The sequence below is a fragment of the Myroides sp. C4067 genome (assembly GCF_038039665.1).
GTDB classification, from domain to species: Bacteria; Bacteroidota; Bacteroidia; order Flavobacteriales; family Flavobacteriaceae; genus Flavobacterium; species Flavobacterium odoratimimum.
In genome coordinates this window covers 74,564-91,098 of record NZ_JBBPHJ010000012.1, presented here as the reverse complement: position 1 = coordinate 91,098, position 16,535 = coordinate 74,564, and the positions used below count along the sequence as shown (strand labels likewise).

Sequence of the window (16,535 nt, the reverse complement as noted above, 5' to 3'; positions counted from 1 at the left end):
ACAAAGATAACATTTCGATAAGTATATTTACACCTTCTAAATATTCGCACTATGGCAGAACCAGTAGGAGTCTTTGCTCAAATACACCTAACAGAGGTTAATTATAAAGCATTTTTTAAAACCAAAGCAATCACTTTGATTAGTGAAGAGATGCACCAATGTATCCTTTATAATTGTCAAGATAACTATTGTTATCAGTACAATAAAAAGAAAGAAGAACTACTGTGTTTAGCTTTTTATAACCATGGTAATAGAGAGACTATCAGAGGAGATTTTTATCTAAGTATTCAGACCATTGCACCTTTTGCAAAAGAGGGAAGAACAGGTGTAATAGCACTGACATTAGATGCTTATAATTGGCAGGAAATAGAATGCTATGAGGTGTTAGTAGATAACCAATGGGAGGTGCAGGCCATCAGTGCTGTAGAGTTAGAAGCATTACGAGTTTTAGTCTTTAGTTGTTTAGAACACTTTGATCAGCCTTTTGCGCAGAAAGTGTTTGATTCAAAAATGGTAGATAGTAATGTAGTCAAAAAAATAGCTACACTACAAGAGAAGAACCGCTTGGCTAACTTAACCGTTTTTGCAAAAGAGGCAACGCCTTTAAACCCGATTCACTTATTCGGAGCTTTTTATTATAATGGCAAGGTGGTGTTTAGTTGTAAAGAGGGAGGGATAGTGTACCCTCAGATTGATTTAGCTACTTTTAAGCCAATGGTATATGGGGCTTGTGATCAAGAGCATGTTATTTTTAATGGCAAGTGTATCAAGACCAATCCTAAGAAGTTTAAAAGAGTAGCGAAGTATGAGACGGTCTATTATTTATCTGAAGAAGGAGTATTAGATGAGAAGGGCGAATGGATAGAGGGAAGCGATGCTACTACCTTTAAGCTGACAGAAGACTACTTAGCAGAAGACAGTATTCATCTGTACTATTGGGGACATGTAGTTTCTAAATCTTCTTTTTCAACTTACAGAGTGGAGAGTTATCCCTATCACACAGACTTTTTGATCACAGATACAGCAGTGTATTATACTCAATATAAGCTAGAGGTAGATGCTCAGAGCTTTCGTTTTTTAAAGAGGTTAGAAGGTTTAGCCTATTCTTATACTGGTTTTGTAGGAGAGGATAAGGAGGGGCTGTTTGTGTACTTGATAGAAGATAATAAAGGTCAAGTTATTCGTTCAACAGGATTGTCTATTGATCAATTGTTACAATTATTTCAAGATAAGTATGGCAATAAATATTGGCGAATGGAAGAGGATGAACGTATCTGCCTAGAGAAACCAAGTGCTGCATATTATAAGGAGTTTGCTAAAAAGTGTAAGACTCCATGGGTATTTTATCAAATAAAGGAATTGCGTGACTATGCTAAATTGATTGTTCAGAAATATGAGGATAAGAAGGACAAGGAAGAGTTAATTCCGTTTTGGAAGATCTATAGTCTAGTAGAACCTTATTTATGGATAGAAGCAGATAGTTATAAATATGTGATACTGATGTATTGTATAGAAGGAAAACAAGAACATGCATTAGATACTCTGAGAAAAGCGATTATGTATGGAGCATTTGATATGATGGAGTTCTTTGACCATCCTTTATTAAGCACTATCCAAGAGCATGAGTACTTTTTAGAATTAAAGGAATATGCTACACAGAATAAGCCAATAGGCTATAAAATCCCAATGCAATTAGAGATTTTAGAGAAGCTCTTAGCTCTTCCTCAGTCGATGTATACAGATGGGACGATACTGTGGAAGTATCACTTATACGATAATGTCGATATAGAAGAAGCTATGCGTGAGCATCCACAGTTGACAGATTATTATACGCGTTATATCACTTTAAATACAGAATTGTTTAATCGATTCTTTAAGCGTTATAATCTGATAGATATGGATTATACTCCTTATGAAGAATATCACTGTATGCCGATAGAAGCTTCTATCATTATGCTTAAGTATTATATGCGTATGGCTGATATACCATCGGGAAGTGTAGCTTATTTTATCCCACAATTAATACAACGTATGGATAAGATAAAAGAGAGAATTCATCGATTAGCAGGAGAAGAACATACTCACTACCAAACAGTGTATAATAATAATGAAGTTGTTCAAATATTAGAGCAGTATTTCTAAAAGTAAACAAAGATTATGTTTCTTACTTTTTTGTTAGTAAATATATTAGATGAAAATATATAAAAAAATGAAGAAACTAATTGTTTTGTTAATGTTATTACTGCCATTGTTGATGACTGCGCAGAAAGAAAATGAGTACAAGAGTAGATTCTATATACAGACTAGTTTTTTAGGAGTAGATGCAGGAAGAGATTTTTTGATAGGTGAGAATATATTCGTTCAGACGGGTGTGGGAGTAGGCGCAGGTTATGATGTATGGAATAATAGTATGTCAGTTTCATTTACTTTTAAGAAGCCAATTCCTTATCTGAGAGGGGGACTAGATTGGTATTATAATAAGAATAAGAGAATAGAGAAGAATCGTACTTTAGACAATAATTCAGGTAATTATGTAGGGTTTCAAGCTAAGTATAGTTTTGGTACAGATAGTGAAGAATATATGAATTCCTTAAATAGTGTTCTAGTAAGTGAAGTACATTGGGGAATAAAACGCAAGTTAGTAGGACCAATGTATTATAAAGTACAGTTAGGTGTAGGACACTTTAATGATTATGATGCGAAGTGCTCAGAAGTATATCCTGTAGTAGGTGTGTTTTTAGGTGCTACGTTCTAAGAAATAATATAACGATACTTAAAAAGATAAGGCTGTTCAAAAAGGACAGCCTTATTTTTATTAAAGTATCTCATACTTTCCAGCAGAAGTTAATATCTTTTGTACTTCTTCTTTCGTCACTTCAGGAGTTTTAACCTCTATACTATGTGTATCTAGAGTGACTGTAGCTTCTATATTAGGGTACTTTTTTAGTTCTTCTTGAATCTTTCCGACACAACTACTGCATCCCATTCCTTTAATTTGATATACTGTTGCCATTTCTTTTTTGTTTAATAATTTATATTACAAATGTAGGATAGTGTGTCATTATCGTTGTTATACGATTTTAAGGAGTTGTTATATAATTCTTTTAAAGAGTAAGATGAAGTCTTTTTTTTCATCTATGTGATGATCCGTATTCTTTGTTTATGAAGAAATAAAGGAATCCTTTTTTTGTTTTCAAGTCTTTTTTTGTCTTTAAATCAAGGAAAATAAACTTTTAAAATCTGTTTTTTTTCTAAATCAGGAGGATATAAGTCTATTTAGGGGATTATTTTAAAAAAACATAGATACTTTTTTTAAATAGGTTTTATTGTAAAGTGCTGATATTTACGTTGTTATTTGTTTTTGACTTTTTTTTAGCCAATATGGATATTGCCTTAACCCCAGTAAAATAGGGCACTTGACTAGAATCCCTCGACAATTCATGGACAATACCCCATATATAGTGGAGCAGAGAAGATGTTTGTCGAACAATGCTTCTTCTATTCTCCATGTATTCTCCTTCTAATAATGTACATGCTAAAATAAAGTAGGGTATAGTACATAGGAGTAAATATGTCTATGAAAAAGAGTCATTATAGCTAGGGATGAGTTGGGGAGATAATATTTAAGAAATTATCTCCGATGGGGATTAGAAGAGGTATTCTATCTATAGAAAATAAGCAGTAAAACAGAACTCAATATGCTCATCCATAAAGATGATAAGGCCTGCTTACTGCTTAGGTAAAGATTGGTGTAATGCAGAAATATTATCTGTACGATTACGGATTAGGATATCTTACTAAAAGCGTCTTCACACTGTAATACCATGGTGTCTATAATAGGTATTTTAATATCAAGTGAATTAAATACTAAAGGCAATTCTGTACAACCTAGAATCACTCCTTCTACAGAAGAGTAATCTTCTATTAATGTCATAAAGAATGAACGCATCTCTTCTGTGATGGTTCCCGTAGCAAGTATAGATTGGAATTGACCTATTTGGGCTATTTCTTCAGCATTAGGAATGATTACTTCTATCCCTGCTTGCTGTAAAGGAGATTTAAAATAATCATCTTCCATCGTGAAGGGGGTACCTAGTAGAAGTACCTTCTTCATATTATGCGTTAGTATATGTTTTTTGGTCAGTTCTATACTGTGTGAGATCGGAATATTAGTTAGTATTTCCTGTTTGATCTCATCATAGGCTTTGTGTAAGGTGTTATTTGCTATCAAGAAACAATCTGGTTGTAGCGATAGTAGAACTTCGATTTCGTGTTTTAAGATATTAGGTACTTCATCCCATTGATTAGCATATCTAGTTTTGATATTGTGATAATCTATACTGTATAAGAGGATAGGGCATGAGTGATATCCACCCCATTTTTCATTAGCCATTTTGTTTAATAGCGTGTAGTATAACGTTGTAGAAGGGTATGCAGTACCACCTAGTATGCCTATTCGTTTCATTGAGTTTGTTTTTTAGTTTTATGGATTGACTTTGTCTAAAAAGGACAGTCAAATATAGGTATAAGTCAGATTTTATCTCTGTGTAAATAGTATAAAATACCCGTATTAATTCATTAATTTTGTTGTTTAGGGAAAGAGGACATGTTAAGAGAGAATTACTTCTATGATAAAAAAGGTTTTATATGTTTGACTTTAGATTAAAGGTGTTTTATACAGTAGCGAAGAGAGGGAGCTTCACGAAGGCTTCTAAGGAATTGTTGATTTCTCAGCCTGCTGTGACGAAGCATATCCAAGAGATAGAGGCTAACTATCAGACTAAACTTTTCGTACGTGACGGGATGAAGATACACTTGACAGAAGCAGGTGAACTACTCTATACGTATGCAGAAGAGATATTTTCTATCTATCGCAATCTTGAGTTCGATATACATGCACTGAATGCTAAGATGGACGGAAGCCTTAGAGTAGGAGCGAGTACTACTATATCACAGTATGTATTACCTCCTCTGTTAGCAGAGTTTAGAAAGAAGGTAAACGATCTGCATCTAGATGTAGTATCTGATAATACGAATGCTATCGAGAATCTTCTGCTGAACAAAACAATAGATGTAGGTCTAGTAGAAGGGTATTCTAAAAATCCTCAGATAAAGTATATTGACTTTATCAAAGACGAAATCGTCTTGGTGTGTAGTAGCAATAATGAATTAGCCAAAAGAGGAAGTATTAAACCTCAAGAGCTAAAGGAGTTGTCTTTTTTATTAAGAGAAACGGGGTCTGGGACACTAGATGTCGTGGATACTACACTTAAAGAGATCGGTATAACTTTAAGTGATTTGACTAATGAGATGAACTTCTCTAGTACAGAGAGTATTAAGATGTATTTAATGCACTCAGATAGCGTTGCATTCTTATCCGTACACGCTATTCTAAAAGAGTTGAGGTATAACGAGTTGAGCATTGTAGATATAGAGGGATTAGACATCAGTAGAACTTTCTCTTTAATACAGCGTCAAGGACAAGAAAGCGCTTTGGTAGAACTGTTCATTCGCTTTGTACAGAATCATAACTTAAAGTTATAGGTTATAACAATTATGTATTTTCTTTTCCTTAGTGTATAAAGGAAATTTGTATCTGTAAATAATGATACAAATGACAACAGAAAATAACACTCGTGAGACAATAGGTAAAGTGCTTCTAGTAGGGCTAGCTTTGCTTAGTTTATTTCCATTTATTTCATCCGCAGTAGCACTAGTGATAGGGATAGTCTATGCACAGCTATTCGAGAACCCGTATGCAAAACAGACTAAGAAGGCAACAGGGCTATTGTTAAAAGTAGCTGTGATAGGGCTTGGTTTTGGTATGAATGTGTATAGTGCAATATCTGCAGGTAAGGATGGTTTTATACTTACTATCTTCTCTATCTTTTTGACTCTAGCACTAGGATTCTTATTAGGAAAAGTGCTAAAAATAGACAAAAAAATATCGTATTTGGTTTCTTCAGGTACTGCGATCTGTGGAGGTAGTGCTATCGCTGCGGTTTCTCCTGTTATTAAAGCAGATGAGAAACAAATATCAGTAGCTTTAGGAATCGTGTTTATCTTAAACTCTGTAGCTTTAATTATATTTCCTCCTATAGGACATGCCTTAGGACTAAGTCAAGTAGATTTCGGGTTATGGTCTGCTATCGCGATACACGATACGAGTTCGGTAGTAGGAGCTGCGGCTAAGTATGGTGACCAAGCTCTAGAAGTAGCTACTACCGTGAAGCTAGCTCGTGCATTATGGGTAATCCCTGTAGCGTTCTTGTCTATGGTATTCTTTAAAAATAAAGGAGGTAAAGTGAAGTTGCCTTACTTTATAGGGTTATTCGTATTAGCAATGCTAGCGAACTCTTATATCCCAGCAGTACAGTCTATCGGGCCATATATCGTAGAAGCTTCTAAAGCAGCATTGACCTTGACCTTATTCTTAATCGGTACATCGTTATCTTATCGCACCGTGAAATCTGTTGGTTTTAAACCTCTATTAGAAGGAGTAGGACTGTGGATATTTATCTCTGTGACTTCACTACTATACATTATGTATGTGAATTAAAAAAGATAGGAAACAATGTGTTTAAATTGAAAATCACACTAAATTGGACAAAAGAAATTATCTTTATAGTTTATCAGCAATAAATAGTTAACACTTATCATGAATATAAGTACGTATATCGCTTACTACATTAAAGGGTTAAAAGATAGATTAGAAGTAGTAAGACCTACTATGATAGATAGTTTATGTAGTTTATTTGTAAGGGAAGTATGACGAGTTAATGCAAACTCTATCTGAGCAACAAGAACGAATACTTGAATTTTGGTTTACTCAATGTTGGTTAGAAGCAAAGACTAAAACAGGTGCATCAATAAAAGGTAAGTTTAGCATACACGATACAACTTATAGAACAGAGCTTCCATAATGAAAAGGAGAAACTCTCAAATAATAAAAAGGGCTTTCAATGCACTTGAAAGCCCTTTAAGGTTATTTATTATACTTGAATAACTCCTAAGTTAAACGGTTTTTCGATAGGAGCGTGGTTTGCAGCTTCAATACCCATAGAGATCCACTTACGCGTATCTAATGGATCGATAATAGCATCTGTCCAAAGACGTGCTGCTGCGTAATAAGGCGAAACTTGATTGTCGTATCTCGCTTTAATTTTATTGAATAATTCTTCTTCTTGTTCTTTAGTTAGTTCTTCCCCTTTTGCTTTAAGAGATGAAGCTTCTATTTGTAATAATACTTTTGCTGCCTGAGCACCTCCCATTACAGCAAGCTCAGCACTAGGCCATGCAAAGATAAGTCTAGGGTCATAAGCCTTACCACACATCGCATAGTTACCTGCTCCATAAGAGTTTCCTACTACTACAGTGAATTTAGGTACTACAGAGTTAGATACAGCATTAACCATCTTAGCACCATCTTTAATAATACCTCCGTGCTCAGACTTAGACCCTACCATAAACCCTGTTACATCTTGTAAGAATACTAGTGGTATTTTCTTTTGATTACAGTTCGCTATAAAACGAGTAGCTTTATCTGCAGAGTCAGAGTATATCACTCCTCCGAATTGCATTTCGCCTTTTTTAGTTTTTACTACTTTGCGTTGGTTCGCTACGATACCTACAGCCCATCCATCGATACGAGCGTATCCCGTGATGATCGATTGTCCGTACCCTTCTTTGTACTCTTCGAATTCTGAGTTATCTACTAGACGTTTGATAATCTCCATCATATCATACTGCTCATTACGCGCTTTTGGTAAGATACCGTAGATGTCTTCTTGAGCTAAAGCAGGTTTGGCAGCTTTGATACGGTTATATCCTGCTTTGTCAAAGTCTCCTATTTTATCAATGATATTTTTGATTGTGTCAAGGGCATCTTTGTCATCTTTAGCTTTATAATCAGTTACACCTGATATTTCGCAGTGCGTAGTTGCTCCACCTAAAGTTTCGTTGTCAATGCTCTCTCCGATAGCTGCTTTTACTAAATAACTACCTGCTAAGAAGATACTTCCTGTCTTGTCTACGATAAGTGCTTCATCACTCATAATAGGAAGGTAAGCACCACCGGCTACACAGCTACCCATGACAGCAGCTATCTGTGTGATACCCATACTGCTCATCACAGCATTGTTTCTGAATATACGTCCGAAGTGTTCTTTATCAGGGAAGATTTCGTCTTGTAGAGGTAGATAAACACCTGCACTGTCTACTAGGTAGATGATAGGTAGTTTATTTTCTATTGCTATTTCTTGGGCTCTTAGATTCTTTTTTCCTGTAATCGGGAACCAAGCACCTGCTTTTACAGTAGCGTCATTTGCTACTACGATACACTGTTTTCCTTTTACATAACCTATTTTAACCACTACACCTCCAGAAGGACATCCTCCATGCTCTTCATACATCCCGTCTCCTGCGAAGGCACCGATCTCTATACTATTGGTCTTATCATCTAGTAAATAGTCGATACGTTCTCTAGCAGTCATTTTGCCTTGCTCGTGTAGTTTAGCTATTCTTTTTTCGCCACCACCTTGTTTTACTTTTACTAATTTTCTTTTTAAATCAGAAAGCAAAAGCTTATTGTGGTCTTCGTTTTTATTGAAGTTTATATCCATAGTTTGTTGGGTTGATTCACTGTTGTCTGTGGTTTAGTACAAGTTATATTTAGAGAGTAAATAGTGTACTAATCCTTGATCGTTTTCGCTAAAATACAAAATATACTAGAATTTTGACTATCCAAAAATGAGGAGATGCGATTTTTAGCATGATACCTATTTTCTTTTGTTCATTTTATTAATATTTATAATGACAGTTGTTGAAGTAAAAGGAGGTTTAGATTCAGGAGAATAGTTGATAAATGTGTATAATTTGGTGATTTATAAAAGTGTAGTTCTGTAGATTGATGAGTAAGATATAATAATGAAATGAAGAGGGATAAAAGTGAGTTAGGTAATGAGGTTATAGTATTGTCTTCTTTTAAAATTATATATCAGGAATGGTGAATAATGAGATAAAAAGAAGTGAGGGTGTGATGAATTGTAATTAATGAGGGTAATTGTCGTCGCTAAATAAGAATATAAGGGGGAAAGTGTACTTTTATTACATAACATTAAATTAATATAGGGAAATAGGTTTATATTTGTAATTCAGATAGTTATGTTTTTATTGTAAAGTAATAGTATTAATAAAGTCGTAAAAATTAACGTTAAGGAAACATTGAGCTAACTTAAAAGGTTTACTTTTGCGCCCGATTATTATCATTTATAAGATGTCATTAAACAATATTTTTCAGTTTTTAGTGCCTAAGGATAAAGTGTTTTATCCATTATTTGAAAAGGCAGCAGGTAAGATTAAGAAAATTTCAGAAACTTTAAACGAAGCAGTAAATGCTCCAGCTAAAGAAAGAGATCAGTTATTAAAGAATGTAGAAGTATTAAAACAAGAGATAGAAGCAATCGCTCAAACTACACGTGTAGAACTTGGAAAAAACTTCATCACACCTTTTGACCGTGAGGATATCCACAATTTGATTACAGCTGTAGATGATATAGCGGATCACTTATCGGATGCTGCATCTCGTATGAGATTATATCAAATCGATAAAGTAACAAAACCTTTGCGCAAATTAACTGAGGCTAATTTAGAAGCTTGTAGTGAAGTGGCTAAGGGGCTTTTAATCTTAAAAGACAATAAAAATTTTACAGCATTAGCAGAAATCAGTAAAAATATCTCTCGTTTAGAGCGTAAAGCAGATAAAGTATTTGATAAAGCTGTTGCGGACATCTTTGAGAATGAAAGCAATGCTATTGAGATTATTAAATATAAAGAGGTAATGATGGCTCTAGAAACAGCAACAGATAGTTGTAAAGACGTTGCTAATGTACTTGAGACAATTACAGTAAAATACGCTTAATTAATCAGAAACATTATTTATGGATTTTTTCTTAGGAATGTTTACTAATCAAGCTGGTATTATGCTGATGATCATTATCGTCTTAGCATTAGGGTTTGATTATATTAACGGTTTTCACGATGCAGCAAACTCTATTGCGACCATTGTGACTACAAAGGTGTTGACACCATTCCAAGCTGTATTATGGGCAGCAGCATTTAACTTTGCTGCTTATTTTATCTCTCTTTATATTATTGGAGAGTTTAAAATTGGTAATACGATAGCCAAGTCAGTGAATGAAAACTTTATTAGTTTAGAGGTGATATTCGCTGGATTAGTAGCTGCTATTATTTGGAACTTATTGACTTGGAAGTTGGGTATTCCTTCTTCTTCTTCGCATACTTTAATTGGAGGATTTATTGGAGCAGCAGTAGCTCATGCAGGTGGTTTTGCACCTGGAGGAGAGGATGTTATTGTATATTCTAAAGTAATTCCAATTTTCTTATTTATCTTCGGAGCTCCGTTTTTAGGTATGATATTAGCCTATTTTATAACGGTGGGTATTATGTGGATTTGTAGAAATGGTAATTCTCATAAATGTGATACATGGTTTAAACGTTTGCAGTTAGTGTCATCTGCAATGTTCTCTTTAGGACATGGTGGTAACGATGCTCAGAAAGTAATGGGTATTATCGGTGCAGCTGTTATCTTCTATCATGTTAATATAGATATGGATGAAGCTTATCTAGTGGATGGAGTAGATACATTTAAAGTATTCGTAGAGCACTGGTGGTGGGTTCCGTTAGCATCATTTATATTCATTGGTCTAGGTACTTTATCAGGAGGATGGAAGATCGTGAAAACGATGGGGTCTAAGATTACTAAAGTAACTCCATTAGAAGGGGTGGCTGCTGAGACAGCTGGTGCTGTTGCGTTATATGTGACTGAGCACTTAGGTATCCCAGTATCGACTACGCATACGATCACAGGTTCTATCATCGGGGTAGGAGTTACTAAACGTATCTCTGCTGTTAGATGGGGAGTAACTATTAACCTATTATGGGCTTGGATATTAACTATACCTGTATCAGCTATTATAGCAATGGTAGTATATTATTTGATTACATTCTTTATGTAAGCATATAGTTTAAAAGATATATAGAGTGGTACAGCGATGTGCCACTTTTTTTATTACGGGAAGTTGATGTGTTAATGAAGCAAAAAAGGAGCTGCTAGCTCCTTTTTTTATTCTTCTTCTTTTTGTCCCATCATCATTAGATATGCTTTTAAGAAGTTGTCAATCTCTCCATTCATTACAGAATCTACATCAGTAGTTTCGAATTGTGTACGGACATCTTTAACTAGTTTATAAGGATGCATCACGTAGTTACGGATTTGCGATCCCCATTCTATTTTCTTCTTATTTGCTTCTATTTCATCACGCATTGCTTGTTTCTTCTTAAGCTCAATTTCATATAATTGAGATTTTAAAAGTTGCATTGCTTTCGTTTTGTTATCTAACTGAGAACGCGTTTCAGAGTTCTCAATAATAATACCAGTAGGGTGGTGACGCAATCGTACTGCTGTCTCTACTTTATTAACGTTCTGTCCACCTGCACCACTAGATCGCATAGTCTCCCAAGATATATCTGATGGGCTAATTTCGATTTCGATAGTATCATCTGCTAATGGATAAACATAAACAGATACGAATGAGGTATGACGTTTAGCGTTACTGTCAAATGGTGAGATACGCACTAAACGGTGAACTCCATTTTCACCTTTTAAGTATCCGAACGCAAATTCTCCATCGAATTCTAAGGTTACTGTTTTTACACCAGCAACTTCTCCTTCTTGGTAGTTTAGTTCTTTTACATTAACGCCGTTCTTCTCTCCCCACATGATGTACATACGCATCAGCATAGCTGCCCAATCACAACTCTCTGTACCTCCTGCACCTGCTGTAATCTGTAGTACAGCACTCATATTATCTCCTTCGTCAGAAAGCATGTTTTTAAACTCTAGTTCTTCTATAATCTGAAGCGTTTTTTCATACTGTTCTACTACTTCTTCTTCTGTGTATTCACCTTCTGCATAGAATTCTAAAAGAATCTTTAATTCCTCTAGGTTAGACATAGCAGATTCATAGCCTTCTACCCATTTCTTTTTGGACTTCAGGGCTTTAACGATAACTTCTGCTTCTTTAGGATTATTCCAAAAGTCTGGAGCAAAAGTTTTTTCTTCCTCGTTTGTTATTTCGATAAGCTTCTTATCGATGTCAAAGATACCTCCTTAACGCACCAAGGCGATCAATAATATCCTTCTGTTGTTCTGTGGTTACCATAATTTTTAATACTTTTATAGCACAAAAATACTTATTCCTATCAATTTATGGAAATTAATTTAATCAGTGATACAATCACTAAGCCTACACCTGAAATGTTGAATTACATGATGAAAGCGAGGGTAGGAGATGATGTTTACAAGCAAGATGGAAGTACCAATGAATTAGAAATTGCTGTTGCTGAGTTGTTTGGGATGGAAGCAGCCCTTTTTTTTCCTTCAGGAACAATGGCAAATCAAGTCGCTATAAAATTGCATACTCAACCTGGAGATCATTTAATTTGTGATAAAAGTTCTCATATCAATATGTTTGAAGGGGGAGGGATAGCAGTGCACAGTGGAGTGAGTTGTGCATTAATAGATGGAGATAGAGGACGTATTACAGCAGAGCAAGTCTTGGAAAACTATAATGACCCCAATAATATTCACTTGCCAATCACTAAATTAGTTTGTATAGAAAATACGACAAATTTAGGTGGAGGAGCTTGTTATGAGCTAAGTGAGATAGAGCGTATTCGTGAGGTGTGTAATGAAAAGGGATTAAAGATGCACTTAGACGGGGCTAGATTATGGAATGCATTGGTGGCTAAATCACAACATCCAAGTCAGTTCGGTGCTTTATTTAATACGATATCAGTGTGTTTCTCTAAAGGACTTGGAGCTCCAGTGGGTTCTGTGTTGTTAGGATCGAAAGAAGATATCAAAAAAGCTATTCGCCTACGTAAATTAATGGGGGGAGGAATGCGTCAGATTGGGTATTTAACTTCGGCTGCTTTGTTCGCTTTAAAAAATAATGTTGGTCGCCTGCAAAGAGATCATTTCAGAGCGAAGCAAATAGAGATGGTTTTAAGTAAGAAAATATGGGTTAAGGAGGTTTTGCCTGTTCAAACTAATATCGTCGTTTTTAGGCTGCAAGAAATAGCTCAAAACAAAGTCTTTATAGATAAGTTGAAACAAAAGAATATATTTATCAGTGATATGGGAGGCGGATGGCTTCGTATGGTGACACATTTAGATTATCGCGAAGTAATGCATGAATATGTAATAGAAGCTCTTACTAAACTAGAATTGTAGAGGTAGAGGTAAGACGATGTAAATCGTTTATTTAGTAATATTTATGTTTTTAGATCAGGGAAATTGACTTACCTTTGTTTAGATTTAAATTAAATAATGGAAAAATTAAAACAACGTTGGGGTATTACATCAAATTGGCAAATGGGTGTAATCTTATTAGTTTTTGCAATTACAGGTTCTACTGCAGCTTACATATCGAAACCTATTTTAACTAGCATAGGGCTAGACAGAGCTACAACTAATCCGTTTATATATTGGGTTCTGTATATTGTGCTAATTCTGCCCGTTTATAAAGTTATTTTGATTTGTGTGGGTACTATATTTGGACAACATCGCTTTTTTTGGAATTTCGTGATGAAAATGCTAAGAAGAATGGGTTTTGGTTCTTTAGTGCCAAAAGATAAATAAGAAGTTTACCAATTATTATATTTATAAAAAAGCTGAAAGTATTAGTTAATACTTTCAGCTTTTTTTGTTCTATTTAGTTCTTGTGAATGATAAAGATACAAGGTCTTTTGTGTAAGTCTTCTTTTGTGTTTTTCCATTGAGAAGCTGGTTTAGTCTGTATAAACTCTGTCTCTAAGGTTATATCACAAGCTACGCAGATAAGAGTGTTTGGATTTAATATCTGTACCATATCTTGTAACAGTTGATTATTTCTATATGGAGTTTCTATAAATAACTGTGATTGGTTTTTCTCTTGAGAAGTTCTCTCTAAAGCTTTAAGAGCACTCTTTTTATCACTTTTATCTATAGGTAGGTATCCATTGAAAGCAAAGCTTTGTCCGTTCATTCCTGAAGCCATAACGGATAATAAGATAGAAGAGGGACCTACTAAAGGAGTTACTTTAATATTTCTTTTATGAGCTATGTCTACAATAACTGCTCCAGGGTCTGCGACACCAGGACAACCTGCTTCACTCATTACACCAACGCTTTTGCCTTCTAATAATGGTTTAATATATTCTTTGTATTCACTTACTTCAGTGTGTTTATTTAAAGGAAAAAGAATAAGTTCTGATTGTTTTTTTTCAGGACATATGCTTTTAATAAAACGTCTTGCTGTTTTTTCATTTTCAACTATGAATATGTCAAGCATTTCGATAGCGCGTTTTACAGTTTGTGGCAAAACGTCCATAGGATTTGTAGTGTCTCCTAGGGTGATAGGGATTAGGTATAGTGTACCTGTAGGTATATTATTTGTCATTTGTCAAATTTCTCTCAAATAGAGTACAAAGGTAAAGATAAAGTATAGTACAAAAAAGAAAAGGAAGAAAATGACTTTCTTCCTTTTACTTACATATATCTAAGATTTTAAATCTTTGGCTATTACATTACAAACTTCATCTAAAAGATGAAAAACATGTTCAAAACCATCATCTCCTCCAAAATATGGATCAGGTACTTCTAGGTTTTGACCTGGTGTGTTTTCATTAAGAATTAACTTTACTTTATTTTTAGCTTCTTGACTAGGTGCTAACTTAATTACATTTTCGTAATTAGATTTGTCCATCACATAGATGCGATCAAAATTAGTAAAGTCACTTACTTTAAACTGTCTTGCTCGTTGTGTAGTTAAATCAATATTGTATTTTTTAGCAACAGCTATTGATCGTTTGTCTGGTTGACTACCTATATGCCAATCTCCAGTACCAGCTGAATCAACAAAAAAACTTTCTGTAGAAAGCTTTGATTGTAATATCCCTTCTGCTAAAGGCGAACGGCAAATATTGCCTAAACAAACCATCAATACTTTTGTCATTACATACTGAATTTAATATTTATATCATCGTGGAATTTCTTAAACTCCTTATCCGTTTCTAATAAATTATCCACAGTTTTGCAAGCGTGTAATACTGTAGCGTGATCTCTATCTCCTATTTGTGAACCAATAGAAGCTAAAGAAGCTTTAGTGTATTTTTTAGCAAAGAACATCGCTAGTTGTCTAGCTTGAACTATGTTTCTTTTTCTTGTCTTAGAACGCAATGTTTCTGTGTCCATTTGGAAATAATCAGAAACAATTTTTTGAATATAATCGATAGAGATTTCTCTCTTCACACTCTTCACAAATTTCTCAACAACTTGTCTTGCTAAGTCAATTGTTACTTCACGCTTATTAAATGAAGATTGAGCGATTAATGAAATGATAGCTCCTTCTAATTCTCTAATATTAGAGTTTACATTTTTAGCTACATATTCGATTATTTCTTTTGGCATATCTACTCCATCACGGAATAATATTCCTTCAACAATTTTTACTCTTGTTTCAAAATCTGGGTGTGATATCTCTGCAGATAATCCCCATTTAAAACGAGATAAAAGACGTTGTTCGATATCTTGAATATCTACTGGTGCTTTATCAGAAGTAAGAATTACTTGTTTACCATTTTGGTGTAAATGGTTGAAGATATGGAAAAACACATCTTGTGTACCTGATTTACCTGATAAGAATTGAATATCATCGACGATAAGTACATCTATTAATTGATAGAAGTAGATAAAGTCATTACGCGTATTCTTACGTACAGAGTCAATATACTGTTGAGTAAAGACTTCAGCAGAAATGTACAAGACAGTTTTTTCTGGGTAAAGATCTTTAATTTCAACACCGATAGCGTGTGCTAAGTGAGTCTTTCCTAATCCAACTCCTCCAAAAATAAGAAGTGGGTTAAAAGAAGTACCACCTGGTTTATTCGCAACAGCCATACCAGCAGAACGTGCCAATCTATTTGAATCACCTTCTAAGAAGTTATCAAATGAATAGTTTGAATTTAACTGAGATTCGATTTTTACGTTTCTGATTCCAGGAATTACAAAAGGGTTTTTTAATTCTGGATTCTTGTTTTGAATAGGTACATCTAACTCTTGAGGTTTTACTGGACCTCTTTGTGTACTTGGTAATTGTTCTGTATAAGGTTGTTTGTTTCCAGAAGGAGTTTCCATCTGAATCTTATACAATAACTTTGCTTCAGCTCCTAACTGTTTTGTTAGGGCTACTTTTAGGATTTTTACATAGTGTTCTTCCAACCACTCGTAAAAAAACTTACTAGGCACCTGAATATAAAGAGCATTCTCTGTAAGCTCAATAGCCTTAATAGGCATGAACCATGTCTTGAATGCTTGTTCTTGGATGTTATCCTTTATGAATTCAAGACAATTATTCCATACAGATTCTGCTGTCTTAATTGTATTATCGTGCATTTTAGGTTAGAATTATAAA

The 16,535-nt window shown here is 34.5% G+C and carries 16 protein-coding genes; 9 read left to right on the top strand and 7 right to left on the bottom strand.

Going from position 1 to position 16,535, the window contains the following annotated elements; genetic code table 11:
• The first annotated feature begins 51 nt into the window (after positions 1 to 51).
• Together AABL87_RS10520 and AABL87_RS10515 are read left to right on the top strand one after the other, a co-directional pair.
• Positions 52 to 2,142: a hypothetical protein gene (locus tag AABL87_RS10520; RefSeq protein WP_341277314.1), complete on the top strand. Its 2,091-nt coding sequence runs from the start codon at positions 52 to 54 to the stop codon at positions 2,140 to 2,142.
• A gap of 67 nt (positions 2,143 to 2,209) precedes the next feature.
• Positions 2,210 to 2,755, top strand: a complete 546-nt coding sequence (locus AABL87_RS10515; RefSeq protein WP_230493071.1) for a hypothetical protein — start codon at positions 2,210 to 2,212, stop codon at positions 2,753 to 2,755.
• Between the two features lie 60 nt (positions 2,756 to 2,815).
• On the opposite strand, the gene AABL87_RS10510 is transcribed toward AABL87_RS10515, so the two are convergent.
• Together AABL87_RS10510 and AABL87_RS10505 are read right to left on the bottom strand one after the other, a co-directional pair.
• A complete protein-coding gene (locus tag AABL87_RS10510) occupies positions 2,816 to 3,013 on the bottom strand; it encodes a heavy-metal-associated domain-containing protein (protein ID WP_006258599.1) in 198 nt (65 codons plus the stop codon).
• A gap of 771 nt (positions 3,014 to 3,784) precedes the next feature.
• Positions 3,785 to 4,465, bottom strand: coding sequence for an aspartate/glutamate racemase family protein (locus AABL87_RS10505; RefSeq protein ID WP_006264259.1), 681 nt, complete (start codon positions 4,463 to 4,465; stop codon positions 3,785 to 3,787).
• Between the two features lie 182 nt (positions 4,466 to 4,647).
• Between AABL87_RS10505 and AABL87_RS10500 the strand changes: the two genes are divergently transcribed.
• The 3 genes from AABL87_RS10500 to AABL87_RS10490 all read left to right on the top strand — a co-directional run bounded on the left by AABL87_RS10500 (position 4,648) and on the right by AABL87_RS10490 (position 6,923).
• Entirely contained in the window at positions 4,648 to 5,544 is an 897-nt protein-coding gene (locus AABL87_RS10500; protein ID WP_006264258.1) for a LysR family transcriptional regulator, read from the top strand.
• 70 nt (positions 5,545 to 5,614) lie between these two features.
• A complete protein-coding gene (locus AABL87_RS10495; RefSeq protein WP_006265845.1) occupies positions 5,615 to 6,559 on the top strand; it encodes a YeiH family protein in 945 nt (314 codons plus the stop codon).
• 220 nt (positions 6,560 to 6,779) lie between these two features.
• Positions 6,780 to 6,923: a hypothetical protein gene (locus AABL87_RS10490; RefSeq protein ID WP_232297408.1), complete on the top strand. Its 144-nt coding sequence runs from the start codon at positions 6,780 to 6,782 to the stop codon at positions 6,921 to 6,923.
• A 69-nt stretch (positions 6,924 to 6,992) separates the two neighbouring features.
• Here the strand turns inward: AABL87_RS10490 and AABL87_RS10485 are convergent, their stop codons facing one another.
• Complete coding sequence (locus tag AABL87_RS10485; RefSeq protein WP_006261778.1) at positions 6,993 to 8,621, bottom strand: acyl-CoA carboxylase subunit beta; 1,629 nt, start codon at positions 8,619 to 8,621, stop codon at positions 6,993 to 6,995.
• 653 nt (positions 8,622 to 9,274) lie between these two features.
• Here AABL87_RS10485 and AABL87_RS10480 point away from each other — a divergent pair.
• Both AABL87_RS10480 and AABL87_RS10475 read left to right on the top strand, forming a co-directional pair.
• Positions 9,275 to 9,919 (top strand): DUF47 domain-containing protein, encoded by a 645-nt coding sequence (locus AABL87_RS10480; RefSeq protein WP_029988676.1) that lies wholly within the window; start codon positions 9,275 to 9,277, stop codon positions 9,917 to 9,919.
• A 19-nt stretch (positions 9,920 to 9,938) separates the two neighbouring features.
• Positions 9,939 to 11,036: an inorganic phosphate transporter gene (locus AABL87_RS10475; RefSeq protein ID WP_006258592.1), complete on the top strand. Its 1,098-nt coding sequence runs from the start codon at positions 9,939 to 9,941 to the stop codon at positions 11,034 to 11,036.
• Between the two features lie 107 nt (positions 11,037 to 11,143).
• Here the strand turns inward: AABL87_RS10475 and prfB are convergent.
• A protein-coding gene (gene prfB / locus AABL87_RS10470) for a peptide chain release factor 2 (RefSeq protein ID WP_115660748.1) occupies positions 11,144 to 12,242 on the bottom strand; the annotation gives its coding sequence in 2 pieces (ribosomal slippage) (positions 11,144 to 12,178 and positions 12,180 to 12,242; 1,098 coding nt in all).
• Positions 12,243 to 12,289: 47 nt separating this feature from the next.
• Here prfB and AABL87_RS10465 point away from each other — a divergent pair.
• The gene (locus AABL87_RS10465) at positions 12,290 to 13,315 is read left to right on the top strand and encodes a threonine aldolase family protein (protein ID WP_006258590.1); all 1,026 of its coding nucleotides are present in this window, start codon (positions 12,290 to 12,292) and stop codon (positions 13,313 to 13,315) included.
• A gap of 96 nt (positions 13,316 to 13,411) precedes the next feature.
• Entirely contained in the window at positions 13,412 to 13,723 is a 312-nt protein-coding gene (locus AABL87_RS10460; RefSeq protein WP_006258589.1) for a DUF6787 family protein, read from the top strand.
• Between the two features lie 73 nt (positions 13,724 to 13,796).
• On the opposite strand, the gene AABL87_RS10455 is transcribed toward AABL87_RS10460, so the two are convergent.
• From AABL87_RS10455 to dnaA, 3 genes are all read right to left on the bottom strand, one after another.
• Positions 13,797 to 14,522 (bottom strand): SAM-dependent methyltransferase, encoded by a 726-nt coding sequence (locus AABL87_RS10455; RefSeq protein ID WP_006258588.1) that lies wholly within the window; start codon positions 14,520 to 14,522, stop codon positions 13,797 to 13,799.
• A gap of 99 nt (positions 14,523 to 14,621) precedes the next feature.
• Positions 14,622 to 15,077, bottom strand: a complete 456-nt coding sequence (locus AABL87_RS10450) for a low molecular weight protein-tyrosine-phosphatase (protein ID WP_006258587.1) — start codon at positions 15,075 to 15,077, stop codon at positions 14,622 to 14,624.
• Positions 15,077 to 16,516 (bottom strand): chromosomal replication initiator protein DnaA, encoded by a 1,440-nt coding sequence (dnaA, locus tag AABL87_RS10445; protein ID WP_006258586.1) that lies wholly within the window; start codon positions 16,514 to 16,516, stop codon positions 15,077 to 15,079. Before dnaA ends, AABL87_RS10450 begins: the two co-directional genes overlap by 1 nt.
• Between the last annotated feature and the right edge of the window lie 19 nt (positions 16,517 to 16,535).